This window comes from Streptomyces hawaiiensis (assembly GCF_004803895.1).
Taxonomy (GTDB): domain Bacteria; phylum Actinomycetota; class Actinomycetes; order Streptomycetales; family Streptomycetaceae; genus Streptomyces; species Streptomyces hawaiiensis.
This window is the reverse complement of the sequence record NZ_CP021978.1, coordinates 7,865,480-7,878,944: the sequence shown is the minus strand read 5'-3', so window position 1 is coordinate 7,878,944 and position 13,465 is coordinate 7,865,480. Positions and strand designations below refer to the sequence as shown.

Sequence of the window (13,465 nt, the reverse complement as noted above, 5' to 3'; positions counted from 1 at the left end):
CCGTAGACAGTGTCCCGTGTCCTGTCTCCCCTCCGGAAACGACGTGACGGCAGGCTAACACGAGCCGTCACCTGTGAACAGAGATTACAAATCTTTGAGTCGGTGTTCGGATCACGGCCGCCCTCAGCCCATGCGGCGCAGCCGCTCCAGCAGCTTCCGGCTCCGTCCGTGCCCGGCGTCGGACTCGGGCAGGACCGTCTCCTCCTCGTCGGCGAGACGGCGCAGCAGCTCCTCGGCGGCGTGCCGTTCCCCGGTGCGGATCAGCAGGACGGCAATCTCGTAGCGGGTGTCCAGCACTGCGGGGTGGCCCGGCCCGAGCAGGCTGCGCTGTTCGGCGAGGACGGACTTCAGTTCGTCCAGGGCCTCGCGGGTGCGGCCGAGCGCCCCCGCGCACAGGGCGGCTCCGGCCCGGGCGGCGAGCATGCCCGCGCGGTCCAGGCCGGGGGCGGCCATCAGCTCGTGGTACTCCTCCAGGGCGCGGGCGGGATGTCCCGCACGGCGCAGGGCGGCCAGCTCGGCCAGCCGCGGGTGAGCGGACGTGGTCCCGGCGGCGGGAGCCGGTCGGGGCGCCCAGGCGGCGAGCAGGGCGGCCACCTCCTCGGCGGAGGCGGGCCGGTCCTCGGGCTTCTTCTCCAGCAGCCGCTCGACCAGCATGCGCAGGCCGTCCGGTACGCCGGGGCGACGGTCGGCGAGCGGCGGGACGGGGTCGTTGGCGTGCCGGTGGTACAGCATGAAGGGACTGCCGTCGGTGAAGGGGGGCTTACCGGTGAGCAGTTCGTACAGGACGCAGCCCAGCGAGTACAGGTCGCTCGCGGGCACGGTCCGTCCGACGGCCTGTTCGGGCGCCATGTAGACGACCGTGCCGGGAGTGGCGTTGGCTGCGGTGAAACGGGTCTCGCCGGGCTGGGGCTCCAGAGCCGCCGCGACCCCGAAGTCCAGGACCTTGATCTCCCCGTCGGGGGTCAGCATCAGGTTCGACGGCTTCAGGTCGCGATGCACGACCCCCTGACCGTGGGCGTAGGACAGCACCTCGGACGCGCGGCGGGCCACGTCCGCCGCCTCCTCGACGCGCAGGGGGCCGTCGTTCTTGAGGACGGCGTCCAGGGCCCGGCCCGGGACGAGATCCATGACCAGATACAACTCGCCCTCGTGGTTGCCGTGGTCGTGGACGGCGGGGACGCCCGGGTGCCGCAGGCGACCGGTCAGGCGTATCTCGCGCAGGAACCGGCGCTCCAGCGTGCTCGGTTCGGCACCGTGGCCGCGGGTCGCGAGGAGTTTGACGGCGACCTCGCGATCATGGTCGCGGTCGTGGGCCGCCCAGACGACGCCCATCCCGCCCCGGCCCAGTTCGTGCGTCAGCTCGTACCGTCCAAGCCTCCGCCGCATCGCACCCCGCCCCCAGTTCCGGCGCCTGCCGTGCCCGCCGCCTCCCGCGGCCGGGAGCCTCACGGCACCCCTGCCGACCGGGCCATTGTGTCACCGGTCACGAGACTCCTGTGCCGCACGTGACCAAAAAGTGCGGCCTACAACGATCGGAGCGCCCTCGCCGGAACCTGGTGACACTGTCGTTATAGGGGCATCGGGCCCTGGGGGACCAGGAAGGGGCGGCGCGGGTCCTCGGGCGGAGTCCGCCTGACTGCCAGCCCGGGATCCGGCTCCGGCAGGTGGGGAGCCAGGGCGGCGTAGACCTCGGCCGCCGACGCGGGACGGTCGTCCGGCCTCTTGGCGAGCAGGGCCGTGATCAGGTTCTGGAGATCCCCGGGCACGCGTACGCCCGCGTCCGCGACGAGGGGCGCGGGCGACGCGAGATGGTGGGAGGCCAGAAGCGCCGGCTGATCCGTGGAGAAGGGCGTCTCCCCGGTGAGCATGTGGTGCAGCAGGCAGCCCACGGCGTACAGGTCGCTGCGGCCGTCGATGCGGTCCCGGCCTGCCAGCAGCTCGGGAGAGGCGCAGATGAGGTTGCCGACGCCCTCGCCGGTCATGGTGAGCCGCGGGTCGGTGTCACTGAGCAGCTTGACCAGGCCGAAGTCGAGGATCTTCACGACGCCGTCGCGGCGGACCATGACGTTCTGCGTCTTGAGGTCGCGATGTACCAGGTCGGCGGCGTGGACCGCGGACAGCCCCGCGCACAGCTGGGCCGCGACGGCGGCAGCAGAAAAGACGTCGAACCGGCCGTCCTCCTGCTGGTCGAAGAGGTACTCAAGTGTGGTGCCGTCGATCAGCTCCATCACCAGACAGCACGTGTCGTCCGTGATCGAGGCGTCGAAGACCGCGGCGACGTTCGCGTGGTCGAGGCGCGCGGCCGCCCGCGCCTCCCTGCCGAACCGCGTGAGTGCGGCGTCGCGGCTGCTCGCCACGGCCAGCAGTTCCGTAACGACGGTCTTCACTGCGACGGGCCGGTCAAGAGGCAGGTCGCGGCCCTGCCACACCTGCCCCATCACTCCCCGACCCAGCACGGACTCCAGCCGATAGCGGTCATGGATCACCATTCCCGGCGCGAGACTCCACATATCTAACGACCTCCACATTCCCTGCACAACCAGATGGAACGTACACGCTGTGAACAAAGTCAATGAGGGTAGTAGCCTGCCCCGTATGAACGGCCGCCGGGAACGCCGACCAGCATGCCGCCAAGTACCTCGGAGACTGAACCATGAGTGCCCATGACGCCGTCCCCGTCAGCCTGGCCGAGATCGCCCGGATCGCCGGCGTCGGGCGAGCCGCCGTGAGCAACTGGCGCCGCCGCCACGACTCCTTCCCCACCCGCATCGGGGGCACCGACGTCAGTCCGCAGTTCTCGCTGGCCGAGGTCGAGCAGTGGCTGCGGGACAACGGCAAGCTCGCAGACATCGGCGGCCGGGAACTCCTCTGGCCGCGCTTCGAGGCGCTGGGCAGCCGTAACGAGTCGGGGCTGGCCATCGCCGAGGCGGCTCGTCGGATGCGTTCCTCCAGGGCACGGATCGCCCATCCCGAGCTCTCCCCGCAAGCCCGTGACCTGGTGGCCGAAGCGGCGAGGGTGGGGCGGGAAGAGGGACCACGCGAGACCTTCGAGTTCCTGCTGCAACGGTGGCTGGAAACCCATGTCCGACAGCTCAGTACCACACCGCCGCAGCTCGCCGCCCTGATGGCTCGGATCGCCCTGGCCGTCCGCCTCGGCCCGGCACAGGGCGGACTGACCCTCCTCGATCCGGCGTGCGGTACAGGACACCTGGCCGCCGCTGCCGTACAGGAGTACGACAGCCCCGGGCTGGAGGTACTCGCGTGCGAAAGGGACCCGGCGCTGGCCGCGTTGACGGCCGGCCGTCTCGATTTCCTCGCGGAGGACCGCGGCATCCGGACTCGGATCGCCACCGCCGACACACTGCGAGACGACCCCTTCGCCGGAGCGAAAGTCGATATCGCACTGTGCAACCCCCCCTTCAACGAACGCGACTGGGGCTACGAGGAGCTCGCCACCGACCAGCGCTGGACGCACGGCCTGCCCCCTCGCACCGAGCCCGAACTGGCCTGGGTGCAGCACCTGCTCTCCCACCTCAAGCCGGGCGGGACCGCCGTGGTCGTCCTTCCGCCGGCCGTCGCGTCACGCAAGGCGGGCCGCCGTATCCGCGGCTCGCTGCTGCGCACCGGAGCGCTCCGCGCAGTCGTGTCCCTGCCCCCTGGCAGCGCACAACCGCACAGCGTGTCACTGCAATTGTGGATCCTCCGCACGGCGCCGGACGGCGGCCCCGCGGCCGCTCCCCCGAGCCAGAACGCCCTCCTGGTGGACGCCACACGTTTCGCGAGGTCGGGAACGCGCGAACCGAGCCCCGACTGGGACGGCCTCGGTTCGTTCGTACTCACCGCGATGGCGGCCCTCGACCAAGTGGACCAGGAGCCTCCGCAGGGCGCCGTGCGTGTCCCCCTGCTCGACCTTCTCGACGACGAGGTGGACGTCACTCCGGGGCGCTACGCAGCGGCGGCGGCCGAGCCGTCCCGTAAGGAACTCGCTGGCAAGTGGGACGGGTTCGGGTCATTGCTGACCGATCTGGCCGATCATGCGCAGCGTCTGTCCGCGCTCGACTTCGAGGCCGGGACTTCACAGACCACAACGACGGTGGGGGACCTCGTCAAGGCCGGAGCGCTGACACTGCGCGCCGGCCAGCAGCAGCCGGACCCGGCCGCAACGGCTCGCGGGGCCGCCGTTCCGCTCCTCACCATCGCCGACCTTCTCCACGACGGCACTCCCAGCGGGGTGGTCCCCACCGGCTCGGCCCCAGCCGTCGCCGAGGAGGGCGACGTCGTGGTCGCCGGAGTGGCTCGAGCCTTCAAGGCGTGGGTCCACGAAGGACCGCCGACGGCCTTGGGCCCTCAGCTCTACATCCTGCGGGTGGATGCGGAGAAGCTGGACGCCCACTTCCTCGCCGGCTGTCTGTGCGCGCCGGCCAACGGGCGCCAGGCAGGCACCCATGCCTCCAGCTCGTCGAGGGTCGACATCCGACGTCTCCAGGTACTCCAACTTCCTCTGGAGAGGCAGACGGTGTACGCCGAGACGTTTCGTCGTCTGCGGGCCTTCGAAGAGCTGCTCACCGCAAGTGACAGCGCGGGCAAGGGGTTGGTGAGCGACATGAGTGATCGACTGGCGGCAGGCGGGCTGACCACCTGATCGCCTCCTGCCCGGTCGGCGATCCACACCACCGTTCCGGCTTCCCCCGGGGCTGTCCGCAGGACGACCGCTCCTTCCAGCATCAGGGCGGAGCAACGGTCTCAGAAAGCCGGCCCAGCCGGGTGAGTCACTGAAGTCATGGCCCAGCCGGCAGGGGTGGTTCGACCGTGTCAGTCCACCATGCGGTGAACCGTCACCCGAGGTCCTCCAGCAGCAGATCGAGCGCGGCCTCCTCATGCAGGGCGATCCCCAGGGCATTCATGGCGGGTGCCAGTTCCGCGTCCCACACGGCCTCGGCCGACGGTCCGGTGAGGGCGATCTGCGGTGTGCCGCGCACCTGCGTGCGGGTCGCGAGGTACTCGTAGTCGGCCGCTCGCATACGCCACGGCTCGGCTCCGTACCGATGCATGATCCGGTTGGCCAGCGTGATGCCGGGCCAGTCGAAGTCACCGTGGTAGGCGAAGGTGCAACCGGACGCCGCCAACACGTCCAGGAGGGTGAGAACGACCGTCGTCGCGCTCCCGGACGTGCAGACCATGGGCGCCGTACGGCCGGTGTCGGCCGCGGCTTCGACCACGTGTGGGTTCTCGCAGACGTGGACGTGGGTGCCAGGCGGCATCTTTGGCCTCAGTGTGCGTAGCTCGCGCAGGGTCACATGAGTTTCCATGTGGTGGTCGGCTCGCTCGCGCAGGGCCGCCTCCCGCCACGTGCCGCCGGTGGGGCGCAGGGCGTATGTGAGCACCGTGCTGGACACCTCGTCCGGGGTGACCGAGGCCGTGCGCCACAGGGCCCGGCGCGCGGGCGCATCTGCGGGGAGCTGGACACCGTGCGCCAGCGCGATGCCGCGGAGGACCAGCCGGGACAGCAGCGTGCCGTCGTCCAGGCCGTGGGCCGAGCCGGTGGCGCGGGTGGCCAGTTCGCCGCGGCCCCAGGTGGCCGCCCTGGAGCGTGGGGCCGTGCCGGGGAAGAGCATCGCCAGTGTCCGGACGGCCTGGGTGATGACGGTCGCCGCGGTGTTCGGATCCTGGCGGGCGAGTGTGCCGCCGCGTCGTATCTCCTGCAGCCACTGTGCTGTCCAGGGCTGGGCCGACAGAGACGTGACTTCCACCTCCGTCTGAGCCGCTGACCACACGCGGGCTCGTTCGGCCGCCGCCGCGTCGCGGACCGCCCGGCGGTTGGTCAGGGACGGCCCCAGTTCCTCCAGTGTGGAGGCCAGGCCCCGTCCGACCGCGCTGGTGCGCAGGCGGGTGTCCAGGTCCGGCAGGCGGATCGTGGTGGTGGTGTCGGTGATCGGTCGAGCCAAGAGGAGGGACAGTGCCTCGCGCTCCTGTGCGTCCAGGTGCTCCAGTCTGATGCTTCCGGCCGGTTGGAGGCCGTTGCGTTCGAGCCGGGTCCGTGCCGCCGTCCAGAGACGGGTGAGGCCCGGCCGGGTGAGAAACGCGAGGGTTTCGGTGGCCGGAGGTTGTTCGTCGGCACTTTCACGTCCCGTCATACCGACATCAGCCTCCGCTGTCGCCCGTTCCACGTGTAGTGGAGCGTGGCCACACCCCGCACATGCGGGTCCCGCAGGCACTCGTAGATGTGGAGGGACGGTACGTCGGGCCAGTTGCCGATCAGTCGCTCGCTGGTGAGAACGAAGTCGAGGTCGAGGTCGACCAGAATGCGGCCGAGGCGGGCGTGCGTGGGCTCGTCCACCTTGGCGAACGCGTCATCGAGGAGAATCAGGCGGGGTGTTTGCGGGGCGGTGTCGGCGAGACTGGTGAAGTGGGCTGCCGCCGCGGCGAAGAGGACCAGGTAGGAGAGGACCCGCTGTTCGCCTTGGCTCAGACCGGTGCGGCCGGAGAGTTTACGGCGGCTGCCCGGTGCCGCGTCGTTCACCACCCAGGGGGTGAAGGCGAACCAGCCGCGGTAGTCCAGGGCGGTGCGCAGGTGGGCGGCATAGCCGGCGGCCGGGTCGGCGCGGCGGGCGTCCTCGATACGGCGCTGGAGGACGTCGCGGAGTTGCTCGGACTGCTCACGGGTGCGCAGCCCGGAGGGGCTGCGCAGGAGGTCGACGGCCGCCTTGACGTCGGCTTCGACACCGTCCGCCAGCTTCCAGTCGAGGGTGACGCCCAGGCCGTGTGAGGTACGAACCGTGGCGAGGGTGCTGTTGAGGGCGGCGACCAGGGCGCCTGCGGCCAGCACCTGCGAGGACAGGTGGTCACCCAGCTCTCCCGTCAGGAAGCGCTGGAAGACCTCGCGTTCGCGCTCCGTCAGACGGTCACGAGCCTCGGCGGCCTCGGCCGCGATGCGCTCGCCGACCACAGCGATGTCGTGCGGGCCGTGGTCGTCGACGAGTCGGCACAGCTTGATGCCGTCGTGTTCCTCGATCGTCGCGTCGTAGCCGCCGGAGAGCTGGTCGCGCAGGTCGGTGTGACAGTTGAGGAGGGTGGTGTCCGAGATGTCACGGCGTTCGGCGTCCAGGCCGCGACGCACGGCGTCTCCCAGCAGACGCAGCGCTGCGATGCGTTCCCGCACCTCGTGGTGGACGGGGTCCGGGGACTTCAGGGCACCGTCGTCCGCGTCGGTGTCGAGACCCGCTCCTCTCAGCACGCCCGGCAGTGAGAGGGCCGTACGCAGCCTCCTGCCGCAAGCCAGCACCTCGGCTTCCTGGCCGGCGAGTGTCTCGCGCTGCACCCTCTCGTCCTCTTCCGCCCGTACGCGCAGGTCGTGCACCTCGGCCAGGTCCCTTCGCGTGTGCGGGAGTTGGCGCCCCACGGCCTCCAGACGGCGCGTCGCCGCGGCCTCCCGGGCGAGGATCTCCTGCTCCGTGGCTCCGAGGGCCTCTTCCATGGCCTGGACCGTTCGGCGGGCGGTCTCCAAGCGTCCGAGCGGCTCGGCGTAGTCCGACTCGGCATCCCGGCGGGCAGACTCGGCGCGCTCGTAGTCCGTCCGGCCGCCGCGGTGGTCGTCGGCCGCGGACAGGATCGTGCGCACGCGCCGACGAAGCCGCTGCGTACCCTGCCCGAGGCGGTCCAGGGCCAGACGGACCGTTTCCAGTGCGGCCGGGTCCGCCGGGAGGTCCTGGGCACTCGCCGTCGCCTCCGTCTCGCGCCGGGCGGCGACCGCGCGGGCACGTGCCTGCTCCGCTTCGCGGGCGGCCGCGGACGCCTGCGAGGCGAGGGATTCTGCGGTGCGCTCAGCCTCGGTCGTGCGAGCCCACGCGTCCGTCAGCCCACGTGCCGGGGGCGGACGGCGCAGGGTGTCGCCGATCCGGTCGCGGTGCTCTGTGAGGTGCCGCAGACCATGCCGGCGTTCCGCCAACTCGCATCCCAGGTCGGCCAGTCCTCGGTCGAGTTCCGCCAGCGCCCGACGGCGTGTCTCCGCACGTACCTCCGCGCCGACGTACTCGGCGGCCTCCTTGGTGTGGCGGCCGTGGGCGATGCCGAGCCTCCAGGAGCCGTCGGTACCGATCACGGTATGCGGCCCCGCCTCTGTCGCCTCGTCCACCCGGCCGGCATCGCCGGCGTGGACCCCGGCCCCGGCCCCGGCCAGAGCCACCGCCCCGAGTACGCGCTCGATTCGCTCCGCCGTCACTCCACTGTCGGGGGCGGCAACCGCCCGCAACACCCGAGCGAGCGTCAGCCCGGTCACAGGTGCTCCCGGGACCAGGAGGGTGTCATGGGTGGTCGGGTCGAGGACCGCGCCGTCTGCGCGCACCCAGGCGTCGAGCAGGCCGCTCGCTTCCAGCGCGGCCTCCAGGCCTGCCCGCGCGTCCGGCTCCAGGTCGTGGGCGAAGTCCACCAGCCGGTACAGGGGCGCTCCGGTGCCGGACACGCGGGGGGCCGTGCGGTGGGGCGGGGGCGGGGGCTCGGGGTCGGTGCGGCGATCCCATTCCTCGCGCCGTCGCCGGAGGCGGACCTGTTCTGCCTCCAGTTCGCGGACGGCCAGGGCGACGTCGTCGCGCTCCGCGCCCAGTTCCGCCAACCACGGGTCGACGGCCGACCGGGCTGCTTCGGCCACCTCGTCGGGGGTTTGCGCGGGCAGCGGACCGTCGGCCGGGTCCTGCGCGACAAGGGCGTACACGGTGTCCAGGGGCGCCCCTGTGGAAGTCCGCAGCCGCTCGCTCCAGTCTCTGACCGCGATGGCGTACACCTCCGACTCACGCGCGGTTTCCTGTCGGCGACCGTCGGCCCGGGACCGCGCATGGTCCGCCTGTTCCTCCAGACGTTCACGGGCGGCGTCGGCCTCGTCCGCCTGCCTCTGAGCCTCACTCGACCGCTCGATGAGAGCGCCTAGTTCCGTGACGAACCTGACGCGGTTCCTGATCACCGGCTGCGCGACGTCGAGTCGGGCGTCCCATGCCTGCAGCGCGGTCGTGCATGTCTCGGTGTCGACCGCCAGCACCTGGCTGAGTCGTACCAGGTGGAAGTCGCCGTCGGGTGCGGTCAGTTCGGCTGTGGTGGCGGGCGTGACCGGTGCGACGGGTGTCGCCACGGGCTCCCCCAGGTGCACGGGGTCGATCCCGGACCGCTCGGCTTCGCGCACCAACTCGCCGTGCGTGGTGCCCAGCTCGACCAGCTCTCCACCGAGTCGTCGGGCCTCGGCGGTGAGACGCCGCCCCGCCTCCTCCTGGTTGCTGTGCGCCTGGCGGACGGCCTTGAAGGCGGTGGCAGCCGCGCTGTGCAGGGCGGTGACCGTGGTGCGTTTCTCTCCGAGTTCCTGCAGGCTGCGGTATCCGGTGCTGGCGTGCAGGGCGGCCAGGTCCGTCTCGGCGGCACTTGACTCGCTCGTGAGGGTTTCGATGCGGGCGTCGAGTTCCTGCTCGCGCTCGCGGAGCCCCTCCGCCCTGCGCGCCGCGTCACCCGCGGACCTGCGGTGCTCCATCAGTTGCTCCAGCTCACCGGTCACCTGATCCGTGCGGCGGCGCAGGGCGCTGTGCAGGTAGCCGCGGTAGTTGGTGAGGAAGGTGCGCAGCGCCTGGTCGGTGCGTTCGAGGCGTCCGAGGTAGGCCCTCACGGAGTCCAGGTCGTCCAGATTGCGGGCCACCTTCTCCACGACCTCGTCGTCGAGGGCGGGCAGGGTTTCGGCGAGGACCGAGACCAGTCCGCCCGAGTCGATGCGGTCACCGATGGTGGGACGGCGCAGACGGTGCAGTAGGTGGAGCAGGTTGCGGTAGCGCGCCGGGTCGGTGAGGCCGAACAGTTCGCGGGCCACCCTGGCCCGGTGTTCGACGGCGCGGTCGGTGACGTTCTCCGAGCCGACGAGCGACTTGAGCTGGTCGACGGGAAGGGGGCGCCCGGCGGGGGCAAGGCCGAGGTCCTCACCGATTCGCAGTCGAGTGGTGAAGAAGAACGGCTTCGCCGTCTTGGTCGACTGGGACCCGCGGATGGCCGCGCCGATGGTCAGGTGGTGGTCGTTCCCGTGCTCGTCCGTCCGCACGAACTCCAGCCACAGATAGCCCAGCCGGTTGGTCTGCTCGAAACCGTCGAGCATCAGCCAGACCAGCGTGGTGCGTCCGGTTCCCGTGGCGTCCAGCGCACGGGCGTCGCCGTCGAGGAGGTAGGGCAGCAGCATCTCCAGGGCCTTGGACTTGCCGGCGCCGTTCTTGCCGCGCAGCAGCAGGCGGCCCTCGCCGAAGGCGAACTCCTGCTCGTCGTACTGCCAGACGTTCCGGATGCCCGCGCGGTGCAGTCGGTAGCGGTGCAGGGTCGGCGGGCGGTTCATCGGGTCGACTCCTCGGAGACATCGTCCGCTGGGGACCGGTCGGTACGGGGCCTGACCGCCACCGTGGTGGCGTACCGGGCGGCTGCGGCAAGCAGAATCCAGCTTCCGTCCGGACGGTCCTGGCCCCGCGCCTGAGAGACATCGGTGACGGAGCGCCCGTCGGCCACCGTCTGCTCGTATCCCTCAGGCAGGCAGTGGCCGTCCGCGCGCACGGGCCCGGCGGGAGCCATCAGCCGCATCCGGCCGAGGAGGTCGAGTACGGCCGCGAGGAATCCGTCCCGGTCCTCCAGGTGGCCGCGCTGCCAGTTGGCGCGCCTGCCGTACTCCTCGATCAGTTCGTCGAGCAGGTCGGGGAGCAGCCCGTCCGGGACGGGTACGCCGATGACCAGTCGTCCGCCGATCGCCGGGTGGCCCGGGTCTTCGGGACGCAGTCGGGCGACCAGCCGCTCCACGAGGAGCAGCGCGGCTTGAGCCACCGTGCCTGTGCCCGGCAGGTGCAGGTCGGTGAGTTCGTCAGCAGTGTCGACCAGGGCGATCCCCTCGGCGCGGATCTCGGCTTCCAGGCCGAGCAGTTCGGAGAACGCCTGAGCCTCGCGTCGCTGCCGGGTGCGCAGCCATTCGCGCTCGGCGTCCGTGAGGTCGTCGAGGTGGACGACGGGGGTTTCGACGAGACGTCTGCGCACGTATGTACGTGGCCCGCCGAAACCGGGGTCGGCGGCGCGGCGCACGAGGTCCGCGCCGTCGCGGCTCTGGGCGAGGGGGCCGGCGACCACGGCTCGCGCGATCTCGCGGTCCACGGTCAGCAACGCCTCACCGGCCCGCTCCTCGGCGACGGCCCCGACATGACCCTCGGTCTCGACCAGAACGCCCCAGTCGACTAGTTGCCGCAGGGCGGCCGCGAGGGTCCTCCGCTCGGCCTGCCGCCCGGTGTCGGCGATCTCGATGCCGGCGTCGACGGCCGCGGCCTTCAGGTCGGCGACGAGTTGGGAAAGCAGGAGCTGTTCCGGTGCGGTGACGAGGACGGACAGCGCGAGGGCCAGATAGGCGTACGTCCGCGGGCTGAACGGCGTTCCGGTCGAGGGTCGTTCCAGACGGTGGCCCGAGCCCGGGCCGAGGCCCGCCTTGAACAGCCGGGCGTAGGAGGCCTCCACCAGCAGGCGGTATCCGAACACCTGCTGGAAACGCTGGGCCAGCCAGTCGGCGTGGCGCCGGATCAGTGGAAAGGTGTCGCTGTGCGGTCCGGTGCTGGTGACCAGGGGGTGGGCCAGCAGGAGCCGGGCAGCGGTGCGGCGCTCGGCCGCGAGGGCGACATCGTGCGCGGAGGGCAGGGGCATCAGGCGCTCGCCTCCCCCATCGCCGGTGCGGAGGTGCTCTCGATGGCGGGGCTTTCGGCAGCCAGCGTGAGATCGTCCGCCGTCAGGTCGCCCTCCACCGACCGCAGGACGGTGGACCGGCCGGGGGTGCGCCACGCGTTCAGTCGGATACCGAGGTCCACGTCGTCCGCCTGCGCGCCGTCGAGCAGGAAGTCGCGGGCGTCCTTGCTCAGCCGGGCGTTGCCGAGGGCGGTCGTCAGGAGCTCCAGGAGCAGTCGCATGGCCGGGGCGCTGAGGCGCACCTGATCGAACCTGCCGGAGGCGCTGCGCAGTTCGTCGGCGGCCGCCTGCCGGGCCTCGGCCTGCTGCCGCGCCTGCTCCATGAGGTGGCGCTTCTGCTCGGAGTGGTCTTCGGCGGCCGCGGCCCGTCCGCGCGGAGTTCTGCTGCCGCGCTCGCGCAGCGCCACCGGCACGTCCACCACAGGTCCCGTCCACCAGCTCACGTACGCCGGCACGGACCGGTCGGGGTCCGGTGCCACCCCCAAGTGGCGTGCGCCGTAGAGCCCGAAGGCGGCGACCGCCAGGTCGTGGGCCTCTTCCGGCTCCGCCGCGTCGAACCAGGCCGCGAGCCGCAGCAGGTCCTTGCGACGGGACATCTCACCGGACGCCGAACGCAGCATCCGCTTGGCGTTGGCGAGCAGCGACTGCAGGGCCCGCAGGGTGGCGTCCCGGAGCTGATCCACCTGGCTGGAGTGGCCTCCGGTGTCGGTGAACCACTCGCGCAGCCCCTCCCAGTCCGCGATGTCCCGTCCACGGCTGCGCTGCACCCGCGTCTCGGTCAGCCCGTCGGCGAGTGCTCCCATGCCCGCCGCGTGTGCGTCGATGCGGGCGAGCAGCATGGGCAGGTGCGGCCAGGCGACGTCCAGGTGAGCGGCAATACGCGGGGCCCGGAAGGAGACGTCCTCGGTGATGGCCTCCACGTAGTCGAGCAGCAGTTCCTTGAACCCCTGGTACTCGGCCGAGTCGAGGTCATAGCGCGCCAGTACCTGGCCCAGGTAGGCGTAGAAGTCCCGGACGGACTCGGCGAATTCGGCGAACTGCACAAAGAGCGTGCTGATCCGCTCCAGCGCCTTTTGCGGATCGGCACCACCCGGCGCCGCGGCCATGGCGGCGATCTCACGCAGTCCGCGGTCGACGAGTACCAGCAGTTCGCTGCTCACCTCGCGTGCTGCGTCCGCCCCGGCCAGTACCTCGTCCGCGCTCCGCTGCACGCGCTCCCCCAGCTTGGACAGCTGGTAGCGGGACCGTGAGCGCTGGTACTCGGTGATGCTGGTCGCTTTGACGGTGTGCGTGCTGCGCAGCAGATTGCCCCAACGTACGAGCTCTTCGAGCCTGCGGGTGAGCGTTTCCGCGTCCAGCGACGCACCCGGGGCATCCTTCTCGGCCAGCTTGGCCAGGAGGTCGGATACGGACAGGTCGGCGAGCAGCGTGCCGCAGAACACCCGCATCACCGCGATGTACTCCAGGCGCTCGGGCGCGCTGAGGTACGCATAGGCACTCAGCCGCTGCCAGGCCTCGGCGTCGGCTTCCTCCCCGTGTGGGACTTTCTGCTCGTTCCCGGCCATGCCGTCGAGGGTACGGACCGCCACTGACACTCCGGAGGAGTGTTGCGAAAAACCGGCTGTTCACGTATCGGAGCCCTGCACCGCTGCGTGGGCCGAAGCGCATGGCTCCCAGGCACAGGGGGAGACCACCGCTCCAATACCGCTGGATCGAAGCAGTCCGTCCATCACTCCCTGCCCGG

General features: G+C 71.3%; 7 protein-coding genes. 1 reads left to right on the top strand and 6 read right to left on the bottom strand.

Annotation, left to right across the window (positions count from 1 at the left end):
• Positions 1–123 precede the first annotated feature (123 nt).
• Both CEB94_RS35885 and CEB94_RS35880 read right to left on the bottom strand, forming a co-directional pair.
• Positions 124–1,386 (bottom strand): serine/threonine-protein kinase, encoded by a 1,263-nt coding sequence (locus tag CEB94_RS35885; protein WP_175436113.1) that lies wholly within the window; start codon positions 1,384–1,386, stop codon positions 124–126.
• Positions 1,387–1,568: 182 nt separating this feature from the next.
• A complete protein-coding gene (locus CEB94_RS35880) occupies positions 1,569–2,489 on the bottom strand; it encodes a serine/threonine-protein kinase (protein WP_246112019.1) in 921 nt (306 codons plus the stop codon).
• 164 nt (positions 2,490–2,653) lie between these two features.
• On the opposite strand from CEB94_RS35880, the gene CEB94_RS35875 reads away from it, so the two are divergent.
• On the top strand, positions 2,654–4,642 hold the full coding sequence (locus CEB94_RS35875; RefSeq protein WP_175436111.1) for an N-6 DNA methylase: 1,989 nt from the start codon (positions 2,654–2,656) through the stop codon (positions 4,640–4,642).
• 193 nt (positions 4,643–4,835) lie between these two features.
• Here CEB94_RS35875 and CEB94_RS35870 read toward each other — a convergent pair whose 3' ends face one another.
• Genes CEB94_RS35870 through CEB94_RS35855 form a run of 4 tightly spaced genes read right to left on the bottom strand, consistent with a single transcriptional unit; the run spans position 4,836 to position 13,310 of the window.
• Entirely contained in the window at positions 4,836–6,134 is a 1,299-nt protein-coding gene (locus CEB94_RS35870; protein ID WP_175436110.1) for a TIGR02679 family protein, read from the bottom strand.
• Positions 6,131–10,348 carry a TIGR02680 family protein gene (locus tag CEB94_RS35865; protein WP_175436109.1) on the bottom strand — a complete coding sequence of 1,406 codons (4,218 nt, stop codon included), beginning with the start codon at positions 10,346–10,348 and terminating at the stop codon, positions 6,131–6,133. Before CEB94_RS35865 ends, CEB94_RS35870 begins: the two co-directional genes overlap by 4 nt.
• Positions 10,345–11,682 carry a TIGR02678 family protein gene (locus CEB94_RS35860; protein ID WP_175436108.1) on the bottom strand — a complete coding sequence of 446 codons (1,338 nt, stop codon included), beginning with the start codon at positions 11,680–11,682 and terminating at the stop codon, positions 10,345–10,347. Before CEB94_RS35860 ends, CEB94_RS35865 begins: the two co-directional genes overlap by 4 nt.
• Positions 11,682–13,310 (bottom strand): TIGR02677 family protein, encoded by a 1,629-nt coding sequence (locus tag CEB94_RS35855; protein WP_246112018.1) that lies wholly within the window; start codon positions 13,308–13,310, stop codon positions 11,682–11,684. The genes CEB94_RS35860 and CEB94_RS35855 overlap by 1 nt, the downstream gene beginning before the upstream one ends.
• Positions 13,311–13,465 lie beyond the last annotated feature (155 nt).